Origin of the sequence: Parasphingorhabdus sp. DH2-15, assembly GCF_051668705.1 — a bacterium.
GTDB lineage: Bacteria > Pseudomonadota > Alphaproteobacteria > Sphingomonadales > Sphingomonadaceae > Alterisphingorhabdus.
The window spans coordinates 2,820,784-2,842,948 of record NZ_CP196351.1 but is presented as its reverse complement, the minus strand read 5'-3'; the positions used below and the strand labels follow the sequence as shown (position 1 = coordinate 2,842,948).

At 54.5% G+C, this 22,165-nt stretch carries 22 protein-coding genes; 12 read left to right on the top strand and 10 right to left on the bottom strand.

Translation table 11 applies throughout. The annotated features are described in order from the left end of the window. The first annotated feature begins 7 nt into the window (after positions 1-7). Positions 8-1,222 carry an FAD-dependent oxidoreductase gene (locus ACR9YC_RS13260; RefSeq protein WP_438728431.1) on the top strand — a complete coding sequence of 405 codons (1,215 nt, stop codon included), beginning with the start codon at positions 8-10 and terminating at the stop codon, positions 1,220-1,222. A gap of 8 nt (positions 1,223-1,230) precedes the next feature. Here the strand turns inward: ACR9YC_RS13260 and ACR9YC_RS13255 are convergent, their stop codons facing one another. The 7 genes from ACR9YC_RS13255 to rpmI all read right to left on the bottom strand — a co-directional run bounded on the left by ACR9YC_RS13255 (position 1,231) and on the right by rpmI (position 7,435). Further along, positions 1,231-2,127, bottom strand: a complete 897-nt coding sequence (locus tag ACR9YC_RS13255) for an aldose 1-epimerase family protein (RefSeq protein ID WP_438728429.1) — start codon at positions 2,125-2,127, stop codon at positions 1,231-1,233. A 39-nt stretch (positions 2,128-2,166) separates the two neighbouring features. Next, a complete protein-coding gene (locus ACR9YC_RS13250) occupies positions 2,167-2,718 on the bottom strand; it encodes a DUF1643 domain-containing protein (protein WP_438728427.1) in 552 nt (183 codons plus the stop codon). Between the two features lie 2 nt (positions 2,719-2,720). Further along, the gene (gene pheT, locus ACR9YC_RS13245; protein WP_438728425.1) at positions 2,721-5,138 is read right to left on the bottom strand and encodes a phenylalanine--tRNA ligase subunit beta; all 2,418 of its coding nucleotides are present in this window, start codon (positions 5,136-5,138) and stop codon (positions 2,721-2,723) included. Continuing rightward, entirely contained in the window at positions 5,135-6,247 is a 1,113-nt protein-coding gene (gene pheS, locus ACR9YC_RS13240; RefSeq protein ID WP_438728423.1) for a phenylalanine--tRNA ligase subunit alpha, read from the bottom strand. Before pheS ends, pheT begins: the two co-directional genes overlap by 4 nt. Before the next feature lie 97 nt (positions 6,248-6,344). Next, entirely contained in the window at positions 6,345-6,674 is a 330-nt protein-coding gene (locus tag ACR9YC_RS13235) for a GIY-YIG nuclease family protein (protein WP_438728420.1), read from the bottom strand. Between the two features lie 155 nt (positions 6,675-6,829). Continuing rightward, positions 6,830-7,192, bottom strand: a complete 363-nt coding sequence (rplT, locus tag ACR9YC_RS13230; RefSeq protein WP_438728418.1) for a 50S ribosomal protein L20 — start codon at positions 7,190-7,192, stop codon at positions 6,830-6,832. 39 nt (positions 7,193-7,231) lie between these two features. After that, complete coding sequence (rpmI, locus tag ACR9YC_RS13225) at positions 7,232-7,435, bottom strand: 50S ribosomal protein L35 (RefSeq protein WP_438728416.1); 204 nt, start codon at positions 7,433-7,435, stop codon at positions 7,232-7,234. 524 nt (positions 7,436-7,959) lie between these two features. Here rpmI and ACR9YC_RS13220 point away from each other — a divergent pair. Together ACR9YC_RS13220 and ACR9YC_RS13215 are read left to right on the top strand one after the other, a co-directional pair. Then, the gene (locus tag ACR9YC_RS13220) at positions 7,960-9,219 is read left to right on the top strand and encodes an NADH:flavin oxidoreductase/NADH oxidase family protein (protein WP_438728414.1); all 1,260 of its coding nucleotides are present in this window, start codon (positions 7,960-7,962) and stop codon (positions 9,217-9,219) included. Between the two features lie 87 nt (positions 9,220-9,306). Further along, positions 9,307-9,732, top strand: coding sequence for a VOC family protein (locus ACR9YC_RS13215; RefSeq protein ID WP_438728412.1), 426 nt, complete (start codon positions 9,307-9,309; stop codon positions 9,730-9,732). Between the two features lie 428 nt (positions 9,733-10,160). Here ACR9YC_RS13215 and hisN read toward each other — a convergent pair whose 3' ends face one another. Further along, positions 10,161-10,937, bottom strand: a complete 777-nt coding sequence (hisN, locus tag ACR9YC_RS13210) for a histidinol-phosphatase (RefSeq protein WP_438728410.1) — start codon at positions 10,935-10,937, stop codon at positions 10,161-10,163. Positions 10,938-10,977: 40 nt separating this feature from the next. Continuing rightward, on the bottom strand, positions 10,978-11,913 hold the full coding sequence (locus ACR9YC_RS13205) for a ribose-phosphate pyrophosphokinase (protein ID WP_438728408.1): 936 nt from the start codon (positions 11,911-11,913) through the stop codon (positions 10,978-10,980). 212 nt (positions 11,914-12,125) lie between these two features. Here ACR9YC_RS13205 and ACR9YC_RS13200 point away from each other — a divergent pair, with 212 nt between their 5' ends. Together ACR9YC_RS13200 and gltX are read left to right on the top strand one after the other, a co-directional pair. Next, positions 12,126-13,805, top strand: a complete 1,680-nt coding sequence (locus ACR9YC_RS13200; protein WP_438728406.1) for an NAD+ synthase — start codon at positions 12,126-12,128, stop codon at positions 13,803-13,805. Between the two features lie 82 nt (positions 13,806-13,887). After that, on the top strand, positions 13,888-15,228 hold the full coding sequence (gene gltX, locus ACR9YC_RS13195) for a glutamate--tRNA ligase (protein ID WP_438728404.1): 1,341 nt from the start codon (positions 13,888-13,890) through the stop codon (positions 15,226-15,228). 46 nt (positions 15,229-15,274) lie between these two features. Here the strand turns inward: gltX and ACR9YC_RS13190 are convergent, their stop codons facing one another. Further along, positions 15,275-15,916 carry a D-Ala-D-Ala carboxypeptidase family metallohydrolase gene (locus ACR9YC_RS13190; RefSeq protein ID WP_438728402.1) on the bottom strand — a complete coding sequence of 214 codons (642 nt, stop codon included), beginning with the start codon at positions 15,914-15,916 and terminating at the stop codon, positions 15,275-15,277. Between the two features lie 228 nt (positions 15,917-16,144). On the opposite strand from ACR9YC_RS13190, the gene ACR9YC_RS13185 reads away from it, so the two are divergent. From ACR9YC_RS13185 to ACR9YC_RS13155, 7 genes are all read left to right on the top strand, one after another. Beyond that, entirely contained in the window at positions 16,145-16,858 is a 714-nt protein-coding gene (locus tag ACR9YC_RS13185) for an energy transducer TonB (RefSeq protein ID WP_438728400.1), read from the top strand. Between the two features lie 71 nt (positions 16,859-16,929). Next, a complete protein-coding gene (locus tag ACR9YC_RS13180; protein WP_438728398.1) occupies positions 16,930-17,421 on the top strand; it encodes a hypothetical protein in 492 nt (163 codons plus the stop codon). 50 nt (positions 17,422-17,471) lie between these two features. Further along, on the top strand, positions 17,472-18,446 hold the full coding sequence (gene ribD, locus ACR9YC_RS13175; RefSeq protein WP_438731851.1) for a bifunctional diaminohydroxyphosphoribosylaminopyrimidine deaminase/5-amino-6-(5-phosphoribosylamino)uracil reductase RibD: 975 nt from the start codon (positions 17,472-17,474) through the stop codon (positions 18,444-18,446). 42 nt (positions 18,447-18,488) lie between these two features. Continuing rightward, positions 18,489-19,106, top strand: a complete 618-nt coding sequence (locus tag ACR9YC_RS13170; RefSeq protein ID WP_438728395.1) for a riboflavin synthase — start codon at positions 18,489-18,491, stop codon at positions 19,104-19,106. A 94-nt stretch (positions 19,107-19,200) separates the two neighbouring features. Continuing rightward, positions 19,201-20,502: a 3,4-dihydroxy-2-butanone-4-phosphate synthase gene (gene ribB, locus ACR9YC_RS13165; RefSeq protein ID WP_438728393.1), complete on the top strand. Its 1,302-nt coding sequence runs from the start codon at positions 19,201-19,203 to the stop codon at positions 20,500-20,502. Positions 20,503-20,532: 30 nt separating this feature from the next. Continuing rightward, positions 20,533-20,955 (top strand): 6,7-dimethyl-8-ribityllumazine synthase, encoded by a 423-nt coding sequence (gene ribH, locus ACR9YC_RS13160; RefSeq protein ID WP_438728391.1) that lies wholly within the window; start codon positions 20,533-20,535, stop codon positions 20,953-20,955. Positions 20,956-21,199: 244 nt separating this feature from the next. Further along, positions 21,200-22,072 (top strand): alpha/beta fold hydrolase, encoded by an 873-nt coding sequence (locus ACR9YC_RS13155; protein WP_438728388.1) that lies wholly within the window; start codon positions 21,200-21,202, stop codon positions 22,070-22,072. The last annotated feature ends 93 nt before the right edge of the window (positions 22,073-22,165 follow it).

Below are 22,165 nucleotides of genomic sequence, written 5' to 3'. Positions count from 1 at the left end.
GATCATTATGAGTTTCGAAAAAATGGCATCCCCATCTCTGAAGGGTTTTGCAGCTGCGCCCGGCATGATGGCCGGGAATCGCAAATTAATTGGCTATTTGCGCACCAATTGGAGCAAAGACCCGTTTAGCTTTGGCTCCTATTCGCATTTTGTGAAAGGCACGGACCGTTCTCTGGTTACGCCATTGGCTGCGCCGGTTGCTGATCGTATATTCTTTGCCGGTGAAGCCATGCACCCGGATTATAGCAGCACGGTGCACGCTGCTTTGGAATCTGGTCAAAGGGCTGCAGATACTCTTTGCACATATGCGGCTGCCGCGCAGAATATTGCTATTATCGGCGCAGGGGTTAGCGGCCTTTCTGCTGCGCAAAGATTGGCGGCGTCTGGCAAAGGTGTGACGATATTCGAAGCGCGTGACCGGATTGGCGGACGGGTCTGGACCAATCGCGATCTTGGCCCGCCGCTGGACCTAGGGGCAAGCTGGATACATGGCATTAGTGGCAATCCGATTAGCGCACTGGCGGATGCGCATGACATTACGCGGATAGAAAACGGCAAGGATATGGCCGTAAGGGGCGGTGATGGCAGGCTTATTCCCGATAATCTGGCGCCTGACTGGCTGGATATGATTGCCGATGAACAGAATAGCCTTGGCGCAGATCCCAAAACGCTTAACCTCGATCTTTATGAGGATCATGATGGCTATGCGGGGCCGGATAATATTCTCCCCAGCGGGTATGACAATATCTTTGCCGGACTGTCAGGCGATTATACGGTGCAGCTTTCTGCACCGGTTGAGCATGTGCGCTATGATGCAGATGGCGTTACCATCCGCCACAATGGGGGCATCAATGCGCGCTTTGACGCGGTGATCATCAGTGTCCCGCTTGGTGTTTTGAAGCAAGGCGGCATATTTTTTGAGCCACCGTTACCCCCAACCAAGCAAGAGGCGATTGCGCAAATGGGGATGGGCACGCTGGATAAGCTCTATCTGTTATTTGATAGTGTCTTTTGGGACGACACGACCTATATTACTACGCCAGAGAATGCCTTGCCGCGCGGTCACTTCAATGACTGGATGACATTTCACAAATATCTGGATGCGCCAGTGATATTGGCATTTAATGGTGGCCCTGCGGCTTTGGAGCTGGCGGCGGATGATGATGAAACCTTGCTTGCCAAAGCACTTAAAACCCTGAATATGGCCTATCCCGGCGCATGATCATGATGCTATACATCAACCAAAGTGACGTTAAGGCGGAAGCTGTGCATTTCCTCTGGCTCTAACGTCATGACGCCAGGCTTTTCAGAAAAATCCCCTATAAAATCAATGGGATCAGCCATGCCAGCCCAAGGCTCAATACACAGATAGCCCGCGCCTGGTTTCTGCCAAATGCCCAGCCATGGCGTATCAGGAAAGTCGATCTTCAGCCGCTGTTGACCGGGCACGCCCCATAAGAGCGAACGGCTTTGCAGATTGTCCCAGATCATCGCATCGGCATCAAACATATCATGCGTCGGCGCAAAGCTGTTGCCGGTTACTGGTGTGGGGAAAGGTTCGGGCAACACAAGGCCGGTTTCGGGCATGATGCGGCGAATGGGTGCGGGCTCATCTGCGGCAAATTCAATCTGGTGATCGGCTTTTGCGCTGTCCGCACCATCGGGGCCAAAGGGCAAGGGCCAGGCAAAAGCGGGGTGATAGCCAAAGCTGAAAGGCATGGGCACATCGCCGCGATTGCTGATTTCTGCGGTCATCTGCAATATCGGGCCAGACAGTGCAAAGGCCATGCGCAATTTAAAGGCAAAGGGGTAAAGTGGCCGCGTCTTATCATTGGCGCACAGGGTCAGGGCGGCTTTTTCATCGCTCTGTTCGCGCACAACAAAGGGGCTGCGGCGGGCAAAGCCGTGCTTTTCCAATGCATATTCTGTGTCGCCAATCCGGTAACGGTCATCCTTTAGCGCGCCCACAATCGGAAAGAGCAAAGGCGCACGTCCGCTCCAATAGGCCGGATCAGCATCGGTCATCAGCTCTTTGCCATCATGCGTCTTAAGCGACCAAAGCTCTGCGCCATGCGGGTTAATCTGCGCGGTGAATATATCAGATGTAAGCGTGATGAGATCGGTCATGATCGGCTTGTGCCAGCCCTATATCATTGCTTCAAGTGATTAGTGTTTGCCCCAAGACATCACGCTCTGGCGTACAGTCATCCGGTGTTTGCCGCGCGCCAGCGGGTGTTTGGGCGTGCCGCTCTGTGTAGTGCCCCAACACATCAGCTCTTTTGCGGTGGCGTTACGCAAACAGGTGACGACATGGTCAATCCATTGCTGATCCCATGCAATATTGCCCCAACAGACAAATATGGTTTCTGCCTTTGCTGCGGTTTCCAGCAAAGCGGGCAGGTTGACATTGGCCATCGCCTTTTTGGTTTTGCGCGGATGTTTTGCGATCAAGGCGCGGCACGCTTTGGGGTGCGGTGTGCAAAAGGGGTAGAGGTTCATCGCATCATAGCCGCCATAGCCATTGGCCATAAACCACGCATTCCACCAGCGCGATGTGGGGTCATCCTTGCTGCCATCTGCGGCAGAAGGGTTGCAGCCAATAGCCAGCGCGCGCGGGCCATCTGACCAGTCACGCGTCAGCGATACCCGCATATCTCCGACAAAATGGGCCGTGCGGACAATGTCCGGCGGGACTGTTTCGGGAAACAGATCAGCCAAGACTATCCTCTAAGCGCTCCACCCTGCTTGGCTGCTGCGGCGACGATATTATCCGATATGGCTTGCAAATCCTCATCGGTGAAGCTGGCATCTTTGGGGCGCAAAGTGACTTCAACCGCGAGCGATTTTTTGCCGGTGCCGACATCATCGCCGGTAAACACATCGAATATCCGCGCCGCGGCAATGGCTTTTTTGTCCGATCCGCGAATGGCCTTGAGCAGATCCTCTGCAGCCAGCATATCGTCCACCACAAAGGCAAAGTCGCGCTTAACATCTTGTAATGCAGGCGGTGCATACACCTCGCGCATATGGCCGTTTTTGCGTTTTGCAGGAAAGGCATCGAAAAAAATCTCCGCCGCCATAACCGCGCCTTTAAGGCCGAATGCTTTGGCCGTTTTGGGGTGTAATGCCCCAAAACTGGCTAGAATTTTTTTCGGGCCCAGCCTTAATGTCGCCGCTTGCCCGGGGTGGTAATGCGCGCCCGGTCCGGCTGCATCATGCGCAAACACCATCAACTTATCGGCGGGTGCGCCAGCGGCTGCCAACAGCGCCAGAACCTCTGCCTTAATGGCATAGGGGTCAAAATGTTGCGCCTTGCCGCTTTGCCAATTGCGCGGTGTTGCCTCTCCGGCAAGGACCAACCCCAAAGTCGCGCGTTCATCGCTGGAACCATCAGCGGCCTTAAAGTAGCGCCGCCCGACTTCGAAAAGACGGATTGACGCCGCGCCGCGCGAACGGTTGCGCTTGGCAGCGGACAACAGACCGGGCAACAAAGATGTGCGCATCACTTTCAGGTCTTCAGAGATCGGGTTGGCCAATATCCATGGCGATGGGTCGCCGCCCAAAGCCGCATCCTCTTTTTCAGAGATAAAGGACCAGTTGACCGCTTCATTCAGACCGCGCGCAGCGGCGGCGCGGCGCACGTGCCGCTCCATCATTTGCGCTGCACTAGCGGTTGGTTTGGCGACGCCCGGTGCGCGTGGCAATGGGGTGGAGGGCAGGCTGTCCAGCCCGGTAATCCGCACAACCTCTTCGACAATATCCGCGCTGCCATCCACATCGCGCCGCCATGTTGGCACGGTAATGGACCATGGCGTTTTCGCGGCATCAATAGTGAAGCCCAGACGCTGCAAAATGACCTGTTGTGCATCGGGCGCGACGGTTATGCCGCCCAAAGATGCGCAATGCGCGGGATCATAGTGCACTATATGCGCATCAGTTGGCGCAGCACCGGTGCGGGTTATCGCGCTGGCACTGCCGCCGCAAAGCGCCACAACATAAGCGGTCGCAATCTCTAGTCCATCATCCAAAAAGGCCGGATCAACGCCGCGTTCAAAGCGTTGCCGTGCATCGCTGGTCAGCATCAGCTTCTGGCCAGTGCGGGCGATGCTTTCTGGCGTGAAATAGGCGCATTCGATCAAGACATTGGTGGTGCCAGCTTCCGCGCCGGTATCTTCCCCGCCCATAATGCCGCCAATATCATGCGCATGCTTGTCATCGGCGATAACGGTCATTGTGTCGTCTAGCGTATATTCCTTGCCGTTCAATGCAGTCAGGCGCTCACCCACCTGTGCCTTGCGGGCCACCAACGGGCCATGCAATTTGGCCATATCATAAACATGCAGGGGCCGGCCCAGATCAAACATCACATAGTTGGTGATATCCACCAGCGCAGAAATCGGGTTTTGGCCAATGGCTTTTAGCCGCCGCTGCATCCATTCAGGTGCAGCGCCATTGGTGACGCCGGACACGGTGCAACCATAAAATGCGGGACAGCCTTCATGGTCCTCAATACGGATATCAGGGCCAGACCCTGATCTTTCTACCATATCCGCTTGTAAGGGCTTTAGCGTCCCTAAACCTGCCGCCGCCAGATCACGGGCTATGCCGCGCACGCCCATGCAATCCTGCTTATTGGGGGTTACAGAGACATCGATGACCGGATCATCCATGGCGGCATAATCGGGATAGCTTTGGCCAACCGCGCTTTCTGCTGACGGGTTTAGTTCGATAATGCCATCATGTTCGTCACCCAGCTCCATCTCACGGGCAGAGCACATCATGCCGAAACTTTCTACATCACGGATTTTCGCTGGTTTCAACGTGAAACCTGCGCCGGGGACATAGGTGCCTGGCGGCGCAAATACGCCGATCAGCCCGGTTTTCGCATTGGGCGCGCCGCACACAACCTGCCATGGCGCTTTGTCGCTGCCATCATCGACTTTCAATAGCCGCAGCTTGTCCGCATTGGGGTGCTGCACCGCCTCAATAACCTTGGCAATGCGGAAATCGCGCAAGCTATCAGCAGGGTTTTCAATCCCCTCCAGCTCCAACCCGATAGCGGTTAGCTTTTCGGTGATGGTGTTCAGATCGGCATCTGTATCAAGATGCTCTTTTAGCCAGCCTAATGTGAACTTCATGCGCCGACTCCTCCTGACAATGTGGGGACGTCCAGCGCGCCAAAACCATAATGGCCAGACCAGCGCAGATCACCATCGAAAAAGGCGCGCAAATCTTCCATGCCATATTTCAGCATGGCCAGCCGGTCGATGCCGCAGCCAAAGGCGAAACCCTGCCACTCATTCGGGTCCAATCCGCAATTGGCGATCACCTTGGGGTGGACCATGCCGCTGCCCAAAATCTCCATCCAGCCGCCATTTGCGCCATAGGGGTCACCGCCAATAATCCGCTTGCCCTTCTCAACCGAAAAGCCAACGTCCACTTCTGCGGAAGGCTCTGTAAAGGGGAAGTAGCTAGGCCGCATGCGCAGCTCAATATCGTCGCGTTCAAAAAATGCGCGAACAAAGGTTTCCAGCGTCCATTTCAAATGGCCCATATGAATATCGCGGTCGATCACCAGCCCTTCAACCTGATGGAACATCGGCGTGTGCGTGGCGTCGCTATCGCTGCGATAGGTGCGGCCGGGCGCAATAATGCGGATCGGTTCCCCCGCACCCTGACTGCGTTTTGCAACATCCATCATGGTGCGGATTTGCACGGGTGATGTGTGCGTGCGCAGCAGCATCTCGCGGCCTTGCTCATCCTGATCGGGGAAATAGAATGTATCATGCATTGCCCGCGCCGGATGCGTCTCGGGAATGTTAAGCGCAGTGAAATTGCGCCAGTCATCTTCAATCTCTGGCCCAGTGGCTACGGCAAAGCCCAGATCGGCGAAAATTTCGGCCAGCTCGTCCATCACCTGCGATACCGGGTGGATGGTGCCGCGCGGTGCATCATGGGCAGATAGGGTCAGGTCAATCGCCTCACCTGCCAGTTTCTGTGCTAATGCTGCGTCTTCCAGCGCTTCTTTACGCAGCGTAATGGCATCGGCCACCGCAGCGCGCGCGCCATTGATGCGCGGGCCTTCGCTTTGCCGTTCTTCCGGCGTCATTTTGCCCAATGTCTTGAGCAGCAGGCTGATTTCCCCTTGCTTACCCAATGCGGCAACGCGGATATCTTCCAGCGCAGCCAGATCGGCATCGGCTATCTGCGCCAGATAATTATCCCTGATGGTTTCAATATCGCTCATATCTATCCCGTTATTTCTCTATTCCATTGCCGTTATATAGCAGTCGCTTTATCCTTGGTCGTCATTCCTGCGAAGGCAGGAATCCAGCTCCATCCCGTTAATTTTTCAAACGCACTGTCTTGATTTTGGCAAAGCCCAAATCCAGCGCCAGATCGCGCCAATCAGGATTATTCTGCTCGATCAGATTTATCTTCCATTGCCGCTTCCATTTTTTGATCCGTTTTTCCCGAATAATTGCTTCTTCCATTGTGCTGTGGGTTTCAAACCAGACCAGCAATTTGGTGCCTCTATCCTTACTGAACCCGTCGATCACGTCATTTCGATGTTCATAGAGCCTTTTCATGAGATTGGAAGTTACGCCAACATATAAAGTGCCGTATCTGTGGCTCGCCAGAAGATATGTAATAGGGCTAAATTCATGCAGCATAATCATCTGGCTTATAAGTTGGATTCCTGCCTTCGCAGGAATGACGGGAGGCGGGTAGTGTGTACGCATGCAGCTATAGCGACCAGCTACAGACAAGAAAAAAGCGCCGGACCTTTATCGGGTCGGCGCTCTCTTTAATCTTCAAGATGGGGTGCTTAGGCTTTGGCCAGAGCATCCTGCGCCTGTTTGACGATGGTCAAAAAGACAGCATGTTCGTTCATTGCCAGATCGGCCAGCATTTTGCGGTCCAGATCAACATCGGTCATTTTCAAACCGTGCATGAAGGTGCCATAGGTCATGCCTTCGGCGCGCACAGCAGCGTTAATACGCTGGATCCACAAGCTGCGGAAGTTGCGCTTCTTAACCTTACGGTCGCGATAGGCATATTGGCCGGCTTTTTCGACTGCCTGGCGTGCAACACGGATCGTGTTCTTGCGGCGGCCGCGATAGCCTTTGGCCTGTTCTAATAATCTTTTGTGTTTGGCGCGGGTGGTAACACCCCGTTTGACGCGTGCCATAATCTATATCCTTTCAGAAAATTTCAAATCGGGGCGGGTTCACCGCAAGCCGTAAGGCGCCCATTTTTTGATTGTCCGTGCATCCGGGTCGCTGGCGACACTGGTGCCACGGTTCTGACGGATATATTTGCTATTATGGCTCATCAGACGGTGACGCTTACCAGCAACACCATGCTTAACTTTGCCAGTTGCGGTGATTTTGAAGCGTTTCTTCACACCACTTTTGGTCTTCAGCTTGGGCATTTTGGTTCCTTTCTATTTTCCTTTGACCTGTGTCAGAGGAAAGTCTCCATTTGTGACAGACATGGCAGCCCTAACTGGCCAGCCTATCAATGCGATTCGCGCAACTATGTTGGCGAAGCAAGGCCGTTACAAGCGCACGCGCGATAATGCAAGCGCTGGATTGCCCTAGGCTCAGGATGCATTAATTACGCGGAGTGCAGTTTGAAGCAATTGGCCCTTAGGCGAGGAAGGAAAGCGTAGCCATATCGGCACTATTGCAAGCTTTGCTGACGCTGCATAAGGGCCAATTGGTCAAATCCTGAAAGGACGTCAAAATGACTTTGATCTCCGGCAAAAAGGACCTTGGAAGGGCAACCAGCCCTCCCGGCGGCCCTTTTCGCCAGATATCTTCGTCATTTTGGCGCTGCACCCGTGAAATTAATGCATCCTGAGCCTAGCTGCTTGACATAATCCCTGCATAAAGTCATTAAGTTGCTATATAAAACTTAGTTACCACCATGACCTTCTAAAAAAGCGATGATAATATGCCTCATGCCGATAGCCTGTTTGAAAGCCTGACGTTACCCAATGGCCAGAGACTGCCTAACCGTTTGGCCAAGGCGGCGATGGAAGAAAATCTTGCGGATTATGGGCAGGTGCCGGGCGAGCGTTTGTTTGCGCTGTATCGCCAATGGGCAGATGGCGGCGTTGGGACGATCATCACAGGCAATGTCATGGTCGCGCCAGATGCTATGACCGGACCAGGCGGCGTGGTGCTGCAGGATGACAGCAACCTGGCTGCATTTGCGCATTGGGCCGAACAAGGGCGTTCGGGTGGCGGACATATATGGATGCAGATCAACCATCCGGGCCGGCAGATATTTGCCAATATGGGGGAGCAGGCCGTTGCACCGTCCGATGTTGCGGTGGATCTGGGCAAGCATTCGCATTTGATGGCACAGCCCAAGGCGCTGTCTCAATCTGAGATTGAGGACATTATAACCCGCTTTGGAAATACTGCGCAATTGGCAGAGCAAGCCGGCTTTAACGGAGTGCAGATACATGCCGCCCATGGCTATCTGCTGAGCCAGTTTCTTTCGCCCCTGACCAATAAGCGGGATGACCAATGGGGCGGGCCATTAGAAAACAGAGCGCGCCTATTGCTATCAATAGCCAAAGAGGTACGCGGCAAGGTTGGTGCAGAGTTTTGCGTTAGCATCAAACTTAACTCCGCTGATTTTCAGAAAGGCGGCTTTACTGTCGAAGAGGCAGAGCAGGTTGTTGCGATGCTTAACCCGCTGGGCGTTGATTGCATTGAATTGTCAGGTGGCAGCTATGAAAGCCCGGCCATGCAGGGCGCGACCGACGGATCGACCAGTATAAAGCGTGAAGCCTATTTTGTGGACTTTGCACGCCGCATCGCGCGCACGGCACAAATGCCTATCATGGTCACAGGCGGCATTACCAAACGATCAGTAGCCATCGCCGCATTGGAGAAAGACGAAGCCGGTTTTGGCGTATCATTGCTCGGCATTGCGCGGGCACTGGCCTTTGCGCCCGACCTGCCCAATCAATGGAAGGCGGACCAGCTGAAAGATGTCCATGTTGCGGAGAGTGGCTGGTCAAACCAGACGCTGGGTGCATTGGCCAATATGGCACTTACGAAAGCGCAGCTTGAGCGGCTGGCGCAGAATAAAGCGCCTAAGCCTGGCATATGGCCGATAGTTGCTTTGATAGCGGACAGAATGCGCGGCAACAAACGCTTGAAATCTTATCGGGCATGGCGCGATTCTGCCTCTGCATAATAATATAGCGTGCAATGGTGATATGGGGCGATATGGTGTGATCCGGGGTGAGATGGTCTATATAGCTATTGGACTGAGGAGCATATCATGACCGATGAACCAATACGCAGCGGCATTACCGCGCATATCACCATCGTTGGTGGCACCAAAGAAAAGAGCAAAGCCAAAGACGCCATTGCCTTTTATAAAGCGGCTTTTGGCGCAGATGTGCTGTTCGAAAACAGTGAAGAGGCTGGCGACAGGCTGATGCACGGCACATTGGCCATTAATGGCAGCATTTTGATGCTCAATGATGATTTTCCCGAAATGCGCGATGGCAAACCGATGGCGCCACCTTCGGGCTGCACATTAACGCTGGAGGTCGGCGATGCAGACGCCGCGTGGCAGCGCGCATGCGATGCCGGTGCGCAGGTGCATTTCCCCCTAGACAATCAGTTTTGGGGCGGCCGCTACGGGCAATTGCGCGACCCCTTTGGCTATATCTGGGCGATCAGCGGACCCGAAACGGGCTAAAGGCCCATTATACTAGACCTTGGCGCGCCAAAACCGAGTTTTCCACATTTTATCCACGCAACTGTGAACTATTACTTGCTCGAATCGGGTTGGGCCACCACACTTAACATGTAGTCGCACCGTTACCGGTCTGTATCTCCACGCAACCCCTTTTAGGGCGAGGGGCAAAACGCTTCTTGGAGAGTGAGCTTAACCTCACATGCAGAAAGGTAGTGTGTTATGAAGATCGTAAACGTTCGACATTATACACGCTGGCGTTATGGGAGGCGAGAGGCTGTGCAAGCACATACCCGTCGCTGGCCACGTCAGTACTCATTCGGATTCTAATCACGGACCAGAATGACGGTGCGGCTACACTCCCAATTCATTACCTCTGAATCACTTGGCAACGGCGGTCAAGAACAAATCTTTCAAATAGTCAAATTTCATCAGCCGACACCCATTGCGACCAGCACGTCCTCCACCCGAGCGGAATCGCCGATGGCGACGACACGGCCATCGCTGGCGGCGTGCAGTGGGTCGCCTTGCCAATCGCACATATGGCCGCCTGCACCTTCCACAATGGGGACCAGCGCGGCAAAATCATGCAATTTCAACCCGCTCTCACACACCAGGTCAATATGCCCGCTGGCCAACAGGCCATAATTATAGCAATCCCCGCCCCAGATCATGCGGCGGGTTTCGGTTTGCTTGGCCAGCTTCATAAAATGGTCGGCATCATGGTCAGTGAAGAGATGCGGGCTGGTTGAAGCCAAAATCGCCTCGTCCAGCTTGGGGCAGGGGCGTGTCTTGACCGGCTGGCCATTGAAGGTCGTGCAGCGGCCCATAACGCCGGTCCATCGTTCCTTGGCAATGGGCTGATCGATCACGCCAATAACGGGGAAACCACCTTCCAACAGCGCAATCAGCGTGCCGAAAATCGGCCGTCCGGCAATGAAGCTGGTGGTGCCGTCAATCGGGTCCAGCACCCATTGCTTGCCCGATGTGCCCGGCTTTTCGCCATATTCCTCGCCAATAATCGCATCATCGGGGCGCTCTGCATCCAATATCTGACGCATCGCGGCCTCTGCTGCGCGGTCCGCCTCTGTCACGGGGGAGCTATCGCCCTTACGCTCAGTTTCAAACACCGCGCGGAAAAAGGGGCGAATGGCTGCACCCGCTGCATCGGCAAGCCGGGATGCAAGGGCAATATCATCTTTGGTCATGGCGGACCCTTATAATAGGAATACAAAACGCGGCTTGTTATCAATCAAACAGGCTGCTGACGGAGCTCTCATCGGCTATCCGGCGGATTGCTTCGCCCAATAAAGGCGCCATGGGCAGTTGGCGGATGCGCTGCGAGTTTTTTACCGCTTCTGTCGCTTCAATCGAATCGGTAATCACCAATTCAGTTAGGCCGCTATTATCAACACGGCTGACCGCATTGCCGGAAAGAACGCCGTGCGTAATATAGGCCGCGACATCAACCGCGCCCGCCTGTTTCAAGGCTTCTGCGGCATTGCACAATGTGCCGCCGCTATCGACAATATCATCGATCAGCACGCAAAAGCGGCCCGACACATCGCCGATAATGTTCATCACTTCAGATTCGCCGGGCTTTTCACGGCGTTTATCAACAATGGCCAGCGGCGCATTGTCCAGCCTTTTGGCCAATGCCCGTGCGCGCACCACGCCGCCAACATCAGGCGACACTACCATCAGTTCATGCCCGCCAAAACGCGCTTGAATATCCGCGGCCATTACTGGCGCGGCATAAAGATTGTCTGTCGGGATATCGAAAAAGCCCTGAATCTGCCCTGCATGCAGATCAACCGAAAGCACACGGTCCGCGCCCGCCACGGTGATCAGGTTGGCGACTAGCTTGGCCGATATCGGCGTGCGCGGGCCGGGTTTACGGTCTTGCCGGGCATAGCCAAAATAGGGCACCACGGCGGTAATGCGCCGCGCCGATGCACGTTTCAGAGCATCGATACAGATTAGCAATTCCATCAAATTGTCATTGGCGGGGTAACAGGTGGATTGCAGAACAAACACATCTTCACCGCGCACATTTTCATGGATTTCGACAAAAATCTCTTCGTCTGCAAAGCGCCGCACACTGACATCGGTTAGCGGCAGTTCCAGATAAGCAGCAATAGCGCGAGCGAGAGGCAGATTGCTGTTGGCAGACATGATTTTCATGGCGAATTCCCCGTGACGGTTTTGCGCGTGACAATTTTGTGATGGTGTTAGCGGCGACAGCGCCAAAGCAAAAGAGTATAAGAAGTCAAATCCCCTAATTTCTGTCTGCCAGCTGTCATCATTTCTATTATTTCAGCTCGACAGCCGATTCATGGCCTGTATGGTCAGAATAATCATTGCGGCCTATTGGCGTGCTGCCTATCATTTGGGGCATGACCAATCGCCTGATAATAACCATGGTGCAGCTCAACCAGAAAATGGGCGCGTTGCGCGATAATGCCGATGCTATGCTGGCCGCGCGTGCAGATGCTGTGCAGGGCGCAGCAGCGGATGCGCAGCCTGATCTGATCGTCTTTCCCGAATTGCAATTAATCGGTTATCCGCCCGAGGATCTGGTGCTGAAACCCGCGCTTATTCACCGCGCAGCGGCAGAGCTGGACCGTTTGGCGGCGGCCACTTCTGATGGCGGGCCGGCCATGCTGGTCGGCAGTGTTTTTACTGATGGCGATAGGCTGCACAATGGTGTCGCCATATTGGATGACGGCAAGGTGGCGGATGTGCGGTTTAAGCATGAGCTGCCCAATTATGGTACTTTTGATGAAAAGCGCCTTTTTGCGCCTGGCCCCTTGCCGCGCCCTGTTGAATTTCGCGGTGTAAGGCTGGGCCTGCCGATTTGTGAGGATGGCTGGCTACCCAAAGTGCCGCGCCATCTGGCCGAACAGGGCGCGGAGATATTAATCTCGGTCAATGGCAGTCCCTATGAAATTGACAAAGATGACCACCGCGAAATGGATGTTTTCCGTGCGCGGGTGAAAGAGACAGGACTGCCGCTCTTGTTTCTCAACCGTGTTGGCGGTCAGGACGAACTGGTGTTTGACGGCTGCTCTTTCGTGCTCAATGCCGATGGCCAGACGATATGCCGATTGCCCGATTGGGATGAGCATAGCGAAACAACTATCTGGAATCGCTTGGAAAATGGCAAGTGGGAATGCCATCAAGGCGCTCTGGCGTCATGGGATCAACATCCGGCAGATATTTATAATGCAATGATAGTCGGCTTGCGCGACTATGTGAATCGCAATGGCTTTCCCGGCGTGGTGCTGGGCCTGTCCGGCGGTATAGACAGTGCATTATCAGCGGCGGTTGCGGTGGATGCCCTGGGCTCAGAGCGCGTCTGGTGCGTGATGATGCCCAGCCGTTTTACGAGTCAGGAAAGCCTGGATGATGCCGAAGGCTGCGCCCAAATGCTGGGCACGCGGCTAGACACAATCGCCATCAATCCGGCGGTTGAAGGTTTTGATGCGATGCTGTCGGGCAGCTTTGCCGACCGCGATGTTGATACAACTGAGGAGAATATCCAATCGCGCATCAGGGGCGTTACGCTGATGGCGTTGAGCAACAAATTTGGCCATATGCTGCTGACCACCGGCAATAAGAGCGAGATGAGCGTTGGCTATGCGACCATTTATGGCGATATGGCGGGCGGCTATTCGGTGTTGAAAGACGCGTATAAGCTGACGGTGTTTGATCTCTCGCGCTGGCGCAACGGCAATAAACCTTCGCTTGGCTTAGGGCCCGATGGTCCGGTGATGCCCGATAGCGTTATCACCAAGCCGCCATCTGCCGAACTACGCCCTGACCAGAAAGACAGTGACAGCCTACCCGATTATGACGTGCTTGATCCGCTGCTGCACGGTTTGATTGAGGAGGAGCTGTCGGTCGATGATCTGGTCGCCAAGGGTTTTGACCGTGATGTCGTGACCCGTATTGAGCGCTTGCTGTACATCGCTGAATATAAACGCCGCCAGGCCCCGCCCGGCGTAAAATTGGGCAGCCGCAATTTTGGCCGAGACAGACGCTACCCCATTACAAACGCTTTTCGCACGGTGTGATGAGAATATTTAGCGCAATTTATTGCGTCATTTCATCGCGCCATCTCGACAAATTATGGCAAAACGGGCAAAGCGCCGTTCCATGACCACAAAAATTCGTTTCGCGCCGTCGCCGACCGGCCATTTGCATATCGGCAATATCCGCACCGCCCTGCACAATTGGATGTGGGCGCAGAAAACCAGCGGCCATTTTGTGCTGCGTATTGATGATACCGACCCGGAGCGCAGCAAGGAAGACTATGTCACCGGCATCCAGCAGGATTTGCAGTGGCTGGGCCTCAACTGGGATAGCAGTTTCCGCCAGTCGGAGCGCTTTGACGCCTATGAGGCTGCTTTTGAAAAACTAAGGGCAGATGGCCGTGTTTACCCCTGTTACGAAACCGCGCAGGAGTTGGATCTGAAACGCAAGGTGCTGCGCTCACGTGGGTTGGCGCCGGTATATGATCGCGGCGCGCTGGATGATAGTGCTGAACAGATTGCTGCTTATGAAGCCGAAGGGCGCACGCCGCATTGGCGCTTCAAGCTGGACCATGATGCGCGGATTGAGTGGGACGACCTGGTGCGCGGGCTGCAACGTTTTGAACCACCCGCGCTGTCGGACCCAGTGATTCGCCGTGCCGATGGGTCATGGCTTTATATGCTGCCCTCCACCATTGATGATGCCGATCATGGCATCACCCATGTGGTGCGCGGTGAAGATCATGTTGCCAATACCGCAGCGCAGATACAGATGTTTGAAGCATTGGGTGCAAGTGTGCCCAGCTTTGCGCACACGGCCTTGCTGATGGGTAAAGAGGGTAAATTGTCCAAACGGCTTGGCTCAATGGGTGTTTCAGAGTTTCGCGAACAACATATTGAGGCGCAATCTGTGCTGGCCATGCTGGCGCGGCTGGGCACCAGTGACCCGGTCATCCCTGAAACCGACATGGCGGCATTGATCGACAGTTTTGATTTTCAGCGTTTTGGCCGCGCACCGGCAAAATTTGATCCTGAAGACCTGATGCGTCTCAACACGCAAATTGTGCATAAGCTGGAGCATGATGCAGTGAAAGACCGCTTGCCCGCAGCGATAGATGCTGATGCCTGGCATGCCATCCGCCCGAATATTGCCCATTTGGGTGAGGTTGCCGATTGGTGGGCCATTGTCGAAGGGCCGATTGAATTGCCCGAATTTTCTGATGAGGACCGCGACTATCTGCAATCCGCGCATGATATGCTATCCGCACAAAGCTGGTCAGATAAGGCGTGGAGCGAATTGACGGGTGGCCTGAAAGCATCAACTGGCCGCAAGGGCAAGGGCCTGTTTATGCCGCTGCGCCAAGCATTGACCGGCCAAAATCACGGGCCGGATATGGGCGAATTGCTGCCGATATTGGGCCGTAATGTCGCGCTGCGCCGTCTGGCCCGTGCTGCACAGATATAATCGCTGCACCGATAGAAACCGCATATTATGCAGTCTTAAGTGCCCTCTATAGGAGTTGGCGGCAGGGGCTGCTCGACCCTTTATAGCCAAAACCCCAACTGCGATAGCCGCTGGCGTCAATATGAAAGCGGCCTTTGCTGCGATCAGGGTCATTGACGTCATAATAGGCACCAAGCCCGAAGCTACTTTCCGGCGATTGCCGCCATGCGGCGCACAGTTTTGTGTAAAGCACTGCCTTGGGCAGCTTCTCGTCACGCGCCACCATATCATAAGCGCCTTTGCCCATATGTGCACTTTGCTTTGCGCCCTGGATACAGCGATTGAACTCTGGCGGGCGATAGCCGGAGACAATGCGAACAGGCCCAATGGCCGGAATGACTTTGTCGCGCACCAAAGCCAGTGTCGCTGCGATATGCGGCCATGCAGCGCGGGGCGGCATGGCATAGATTGATACTGGACATTTGATGCTGCGATATTGGCTGTCTGTAATGAGCAGATCGGCATCCGGCACAATGCCAGCAACATTTTGTGCTGCTAAATAGTGCTGAAAATCGGCAAAGATCGTAGCGCGTTCGGGCTTTTCGCTAAGCCACCTAGAAAACGCATCGGACTCATTCAGTCTATCGGTTTCGTCACACGCAAAGAGCAATAAGCAGAGAGCTGTCAGAGACACAAAACGCCAGTACATGGGGGTAGCTTAGCCATATAATGCCAATAATAAAGCCATTAACGCATAAAAATTACGCCACGAAAAGCGCGAAAATCTAGGCTTTTGCTTGGTTAAGAGAGTTCTTCATTAAGGCTTCCCCTACGGAACGCTTGACAAAATGCCATAATGTAATAGTATAACATAACTGTTTGGTGCTTATGCCATATCTGCAAAATCACCATTCAGGGGATGAAAAGGAGAGTGAAAATGGCTTTTGCAACACGCGGCTATGGTGAATATGACGGGCTGGGCACAGACAATAAGGATAAGCTGCGCAGTGCTGTTATTACGGCGGCTTTACAAGGTGTGGGTATTGCAGCCCTGTTATTGCTGCCCACCGCTATCATTGTTGATGAAGATGGGCCTGATGCTATTCCAGTTAGTGTAATCACACCCATAACAGAGCCGCCACCACCAAAACCGATTGAAAAAGTGGAAGACATCGTCAAGCCGCGGCCACCTCTACCTGCACCAACACCTACCGCGCCGGACCCGATTTTCCCGATTGAACGGGGTTTTGGCACTATTGGTGAGCCAATATTGAATGGCGATTTTGGCATAGACCCTTTGCCGGGTGGCGGCACTGCCATTGATGATGGCGCGATCACCGTTATTCCTATTCCGGACCCTGTCTTGGTCGCGCCGCAATGGGATCAGCGCTTTGCGCGGCAATTCCAGCCCAATTTCCCCAGCGGAAAATTGCGTGCGGGTATAGAGGGCGTGGTCAAAGTGCGGGTGTTGGTCGGCACTAATGGACGAGTAAAAGCGGTTGAAGAGATTTCTGCCACTGATCCAGCCTTTTTCAAAGCGACAGAACGCCATGCCTTGCGTAAATGGCGTTTCAAACCAGCCACGCGCGATGGTCAGCCGATTGAGGATTGGAAGACGATCAGCGTAAATTTCACTATTAACGATCAATAAGCGGGGTTAGATTATTACGGCCAGTCAGAGGGGGCTGGTCGCGCCCTGCTTTGCTGCCTATATATGGCGGCATGACCAATGACTCACCCGATGCTGAGACGCAGAAAAGCCCTGATGTTAAAGAGCGGCGCAAGAGCAAGCCGCGCTATCATATGCCTGCCGAACGCATTCGCTATTGGAACCGTATTTCGCCCAGCGGTGCGGTAAATGATCTTTGGGCAATGCTGAAATGGGATAGCCCTTATCGTATTCGCTTTTTGGCTTTGGCAGGTGCGCTCACCATTTGCATATTGGGCGGGTTTTTGGGGCAAGCATCAAATTTCCGTATCGAGCCGCGACCATATGAGGTTGATTATGTCGATTTACCGCCGATTGATGAGACTTTAAGACAGAAAGAAGCGCGTTACGAGCAGAACCGGCTGGAACGTGATGCCGAGTTTGAGCGCAATCGTGAACAGGCCGAGAAGATAAAGAAATTTTACCGCGATCTGGCAGAGGCTAGCGGTGTCGATGTCGATGATGATGAGGATGCCAATGGGGGTGAAGCGGTGGGTCAGGAGTGAGTGCTGGCGGGTCACAGGCCCTGGTTGATGCAGTTACGGACCAGCGCTGGATGGCGGCTGCTCTGAATTTGGCGCAGCGCAGCGCAATATTGGCGCGGCCCAACCCCAGCATCGCATGCCTGATCGTGCGCAATAATATAGTGGTGGCGCGCGGGGTCACGGCACAGGGCGGCCGCCCGCATGCAGAGGCTATGGCGATCAGTGGAGCAAAGCGCGCCGGCATAAATGATTTTGGCGATTGCGATTTTTATATCACGCTGGAGCCTTGCGCGCATATCAGCAGCCGCGGACCGGCATGTGCAGATCTGGTGGCAGAGGCCGCGCCGCGCCGCGTCATCATCGCGCTGGAGGACCCAGATCAGCGCACCGCGGGCAAAGCAATCGCGCGTCTGCAACAGGCGGGTATTAGTGTGCAGACGGGCATAGGCCGCGATCTGGCCGCGCATCATCTGGCCGGTTATATCAGCCAGAAAACCCGTGGTCGCCCGCATATCATGCTGAAACTGGCGACATCATTGGATGGACAGATTGCGCTGGCCAATGGCGAAAGCCAGTGGATTACGGGCGATCAGGCCCGCGCCCATGCCCATGCGCAGCGCGCGCGTCAGGATATTATTGTGGTTGGCGGCGAAACCTTGCGCCATGATCAGCCGCGATTGGATGTGCGCTTGCCTGGATTGCGGGGCCGCAGCCCAAGACGTGCCGTTTTAACGCGCCAAGGGCCGGTGGCAGAGCAATATGGCGAGGGCTGGTTAACGCTCAGCAGTCCAAGCCAGATTGGCGATATAAGCGATGTCCATCATATCATGGTAGAGGGCGGCGCAGGGGCAGCAGCGGCCTTTTTGTCCGCCAATATGGTGGATGAAGTGCTGATCTACCGCGCGCCCATCATCATCGGCAAGGGGCGGGCCGCGCTGCATGATATTGGTTTGGCGTCGCTGGCTGATGCGCATGATCAATGGCGGCTGGTCGATAGCCGCATGCTTGGCAAAGACCGAATGGAACGTTATTGGCGCACTGCATAAGCAGATGCAAAAGCGCACAGAATAGACGCGCAGGAGAAGACTATGTTTACCGGCATTATTACCGATATTGGCCGCATTGAAAAGGCAGAGCAGCGCGGCGATCTGCGTCTGACTATCCGCACCCTATATGATATGGCGGGCGTTGATATGGGCGCGTCTATTGCCTGTTCCGGGGTGTGTTTGACAGTGGTTGATAAGGGCCATGATGATGCGGGCAATTGGTTTGCCGTTGACGTATCGGGCGAAACAATACGCTGCGTCGCGGCGGACATGTTCGCTGTTGGTCGCCCGCTTAATCTGGAGCGCGCGCTTAAAGTGGGCGATGAGCTGGGCGGTCATATCGTCACTGGCCATGTGGACGGTGTTGGCCGCATCAATAGCGTTGCACCGGTTGGCGGTTCACATCACATTGTGATTTCCATGCCCGATACCATCGCGCCCTTTGTTGCGGCCAAGGGTTCGGTCACTGTCGATGGCATATCTTTGACGGTAAACAGCGTTGAAGATCATGAAGATACTAGCATTTTCACGCTTAACATCATTCCGCACACGGCTGAAATGACCACAGCACAGCATTGGGCGCAAGGCGATGAAGTGAATTTGGAGATTGACGTTCTGGCCCGCTATTTACAGCGAATGCAGACGCATATGGCAAAATAATTGCGCTCTACTCTGGAAATTCACATTATAGTGTGATATCTGCTCCATATTATCACAGCGCTACTGAGCATATGCTGTTTATGGAGAGACTATCATGCAAACCCCGCTGATCGACCGTGTGATTGAAATTGTTGAGGAAGGCCAGATGAGCCGTGCCGGTCTGGCGCGTGCGGCCGGCCTGCATGCCAATAGCCTGCGCAAATTGGGCGATGACGATTGGAACCCGACAGCGGAAACACTGGCCAAGCTAGAGGCCTATTTGGCGCAGGATGGCACGGCGGTAATGGCCAGCGCTGAAGAGATTATCAATGAAGCACGTAATGGCCGCATGTATATCTTGGTGGATGATGAGGACCGCGAAAATGAGGGCGATCTGATTATCCCCGCGCAAATGGCGACGCCTGATGCAATCAATTTCATGGCGAAATATGGCCGCGGGCTAATCTGTCTGGCGATGACCAAGGAGCGGGTGGATGAGCTGGGCCTTGATATGATGAGCCAGAATAACCGCGCACAATATAGCACCGCCTTCACCATCTCTATTGAAGCGCGCGAAGGCGTTACAACGGGCATTAGCGCTGCCGATCGTGCGCGCACTGTCGCGGTTGCGGTGGACAGCAATAAGGGCGCGACCGATATCGTGACGCCGGGCCATATTTTCCCGCTTCAGGCAAAGGATGGCGGCGTGTTGGTCCGCGCGGGCCATACAGAGGCAGCGGTGGATGTTTCGCGCCTTGCCGGGTTGAATCCGTCGGGTGTGATTTGTGAGATTATGCGTGATGATGGTGAGATGGCGCGGCTCGATGATCTGGTTGCCTTTGCCCACACCCATAATTTGAAAATCGGCACCATTCGCGATTTGATAGCCTATCGCCTGCGCAATGACCATCTGGCCGAAAAGCGCATAGAGGCGCGTTTTTCCAGTCGCTGGGGCGGGGAGTGGAATGCCATCACCTATTATAACCACGCCACCCAGACGGAGCAGCTGGTGCTGCAAAAAGGGCATGTTGACCCTGATAATCCGACCTTGGTGCGCATGCATGCCTTAAGCGTGTTTGACGATATTTTTGGCGCGGCATCGGCGCCAACGGGCATGTTGGCCGAATCAATGAAAATCATTGGTGAAGAGGGCGCTGGCCTTATCGTCATGATCCCGCAAACCGGCCGCAACTTCCTTTCCAGCCAGGTGAAACGCCTTTTGGGTGAAAAGCCCGCCACGCCCGCGCCAGCAAGCGGCATGCCGGACCAGCTGCGCGATTATGGCGTTGGCGCACAGATTTTGGCGGATTTGGGCGTGCAGGATATGGAATTGTTGAGCAATAGCAGCCATGAACTGGTCGGGCTTGATGCCTATGGCCTGCGGATCACAGGACAGCGCGCAGTGCCCTTGGGCTAAACTCTACACATGGAATAAGGATTACGTAATATGGCCAAATATTGTATCGTCGAAGCCCGTTTTTATGATGCGCTGAATGACCTGTTGATCAGCGGCGCACGCGCTGCGCTGGAAGCGGCCGGGCATGATGTGGAAATTGTCACCGTTCCTGGCGCATTGGAGGTTCCGGGCGCAATTTCGGCGCTGGTGGAGACCAATGCATTTGAAGGCTTTGTCGCACTTGGCGTAATTATTCGCGGGGAAACTTATCATTTTGAGATTGTCGCCAATGAAAGCGCGCGCGGCATCATGGCGCTAACGCTGGACGGCATCGCCATCGGTAATGGCATTTTGACAGTTGAAAATGACGCACAAGCCCTAACCCGCGCCAAGCCGGATGAGAAAGACAAAGGCGGCGAAGCAGCAAAAGCCGCCATGGCGATGGCCGATATCATCAGCCGCGCGGCAGGCTAAGTTTTTCAAGCGCCTTGGTGCCAGGCAGGTGCAAAACCGAACCCAAGGGTGCGCAAGGCCGACCGGCCGCCGGGTCAAAGCCCGCCCCTCGGAGATATGAGCGCAGCGCATTATCGTGAGAGAAAGAAATGGCAGGTCGCTTGGCACCGCGAAACAGGCTTCGACAATTGCGCCATTGGCGGCTAATCTGTTGCCATAGCCGCACAGCATACATGCTCAGCACATAATTCTCGGAACATATATTATGACCCTTATTGGCCCCGCATCGAACAGCTATTTCTCCCAGCGTTTGCGCCTTAACTATGTTGACTGGGGCAATCAGGATGCGCCGCCGCTTATCCTGCTGCATGGCGGACGTGACCATTGCCGCAATTGGGATTGGACAGCGCAGGCATTGCGCGAACATTATCATATTATCGCGCCTGATCTGCGCGGCCATGGGGACAGCCAGTGGGCGAGCGACGGCAATTACCCCATATTATCTTATATCTATGATTTGAAACAGTTAATTGACCAAATGGATTTGGCACCCGTAACCATTGTTGCGCACAGCATGGGCGGCAATATCGCCATTCGCTACACCGGTTTATACCCTGATAAGGTGAAGAAGCTGGTGGCGATTGAAGGGCTGGGCCCATCGCCTAAAATTCAGGCAGAGATGGCCGCCAAAGGCACCGCCAACCGTTTGCGCGAATGGATGGAGACGAAGCAAAAATATGCCGATATCGCGCCGCGCCGCTATAAGGATTTTGATGCCGCGCTGGAGCGGATGAAAACCGAGAACCCGCATCTTTCTGACGAACAAGTGCGCCATTTAACCGTCCATGCCGTGGTCCGCAATGAAGATGGCAGCTATAGCTGGAAATTCGACCCGCTAATGCGCAATTGGTGGCCACATGACCTGCCCAGCGACGCGACAGAGGAGATGTGGCGCAATATCACCTGCCCCACGCTGATGCTCTATGGCGCCGACAGCTGGGCCAGCAACCCACAAAAAGACGGCCGCATAAAGCATTTCGGCGACAATGTAGAAGTCCGTGAATTCGCCAATGCCGGCCATTGGCTACACCATGACCAATTTGGGCTATTTATGGAAACGCTGGACGGGTTTTTGTGAGGTTCAGTATCGTGTTAGGTTGTTGCTAAAGCTAAATGCCTTGCAAAATTAGGCAAACTTGATTATATATAAATTAATCCAATGCTACGGCGG

Excerpts from the sequence above, each read along its gene's own strand:
- ACR9YC_RS13215 (WP_438728412.1), top strand. The coding sequence starts at position 9,307 with ATGACCGATGAACCAATACGCAGCGGCATTACCGCGCATATCACCATC.
- pheT (WP_438728425.1), bottom strand. The coding sequence starts at position 5,138 with ATGAAGTTCACATTAGGCTGGCTAAAAGAGCATCTTGATACAGATGCC.
- hisN (WP_438728410.1), bottom strand. The coding sequence starts at position 10,937 with ATGACCAAAGATGATATTGCCCTTGCATCCCGGCTTGCCGATGCAGCG.
- ACR9YC_RS13155 (WP_438728388.1), top strand. The coding sequence starts at position 21,200 with ATGACCCTTATTGGCCCCGCATCGAACAGCTATTTCTCCCAGCGTTTG.
- pheS (WP_438728423.1), bottom strand. The coding sequence starts at position 6,247 with ATGAGCGATATTGAAACCATCAGGGATAATTATCTGGCGCAGATAGCC.
- ACR9YC_RS13220 (WP_438728414.1), top strand. The coding sequence starts at position 7,960 with ATGCCTCATGCCGATAGCCTGTTTGAAAGCCTGACGTTACCCAATGGC.
- gltX (WP_438728404.1), top strand. The coding sequence starts at position 13,888 with ATGACCACAAAAATTCGTTTCGCGCCGTCGCCGACCGGCCATTTGCAT.
- ribH (WP_438728391.1), top strand. The coding sequence starts at position 20,533 with ATGGCCAAATATTGTATCGTCGAAGCCCGTTTTTATGATGCGCTGAAT.
- ACR9YC_RS13180 (WP_438728398.1), top strand. The coding sequence starts at position 16,930 with ATGACCAATGACTCACCCGATGCTGAGACGCAGAAAAGCCCTGATGTT.
- ACR9YC_RS13200 (WP_438728406.1), top strand. The coding sequence starts at position 12,126 with ATGACCAATCGCCTGATAATAACCATGGTGCAGCTCAACCAGAAAATG.
- ribD (WP_438731851.1), top strand. The coding sequence starts at position 17,472 with ATGGCGGCTGCTCTGAATTTGGCGCAGCGCAGCGCAATATTGGCGCGG.
- ACR9YC_RS13235 (WP_438728420.1), bottom strand. The coding sequence starts at position 6,674 with ATGCTGCATGAATTTAGCCCTATTACATATCTTCTGGCGAGCCACAGA.
- ribB (WP_438728393.1), top strand. The coding sequence starts at position 19,201 with ATGCAAACCCCGCTGATCGACCGTGTGATTGAAATTGTTGAGGAAGGC.
- ACR9YC_RS13185 (WP_438728400.1), top strand. The coding sequence starts at position 16,145 with ATGGCTTTTGCAACACGCGGCTATGGTGAATATGACGGGCTGGGCACA.
- rpmI (WP_438728416.1), bottom strand. The coding sequence starts at position 7,435 with ATGCCCAAGCTGAAGACCAAAAGTGGTGTGAAGAAACGCTTCAAAATC.
- rplT (WP_438728418.1), bottom strand. The coding sequence starts at position 7,192 with ATGGCACGCGTCAAACGGGGTGTTACCACCCGCGCCAAACACAAAAGA.
- ACR9YC_RS13255 (WP_438728429.1), bottom strand. The coding sequence starts at position 2,127 with ATGACCGATCTCATCACGCTTACATCTGATATATTCACCGCGCAGATT.
- ACR9YC_RS13170 (WP_438728395.1), top strand. The coding sequence starts at position 18,489 with ATGTTTACCGGCATTATTACCGATATTGGCCGCATTGAAAAGGCAGAG.
- ACR9YC_RS13260 (WP_438728431.1), top strand. The coding sequence starts at position 8 with ATGAGTTTCGAAAAAATGGCATCCCCATCTCTGAAGGGTTTTGCAGCT.
- ACR9YC_RS13190 (WP_438728402.1), bottom strand. The coding sequence starts at position 15,916 with ATGTACTGGCGTTTTGTGTCTCTGACAGCTCTCTGCTTATTGCTCTTT.
- ACR9YC_RS13205 (WP_438728408.1), bottom strand. The coding sequence starts at position 11,913 with ATGAAAATCATGTCTGCCAACAGCAATCTGCCTCTCGCTCGCGCTATT.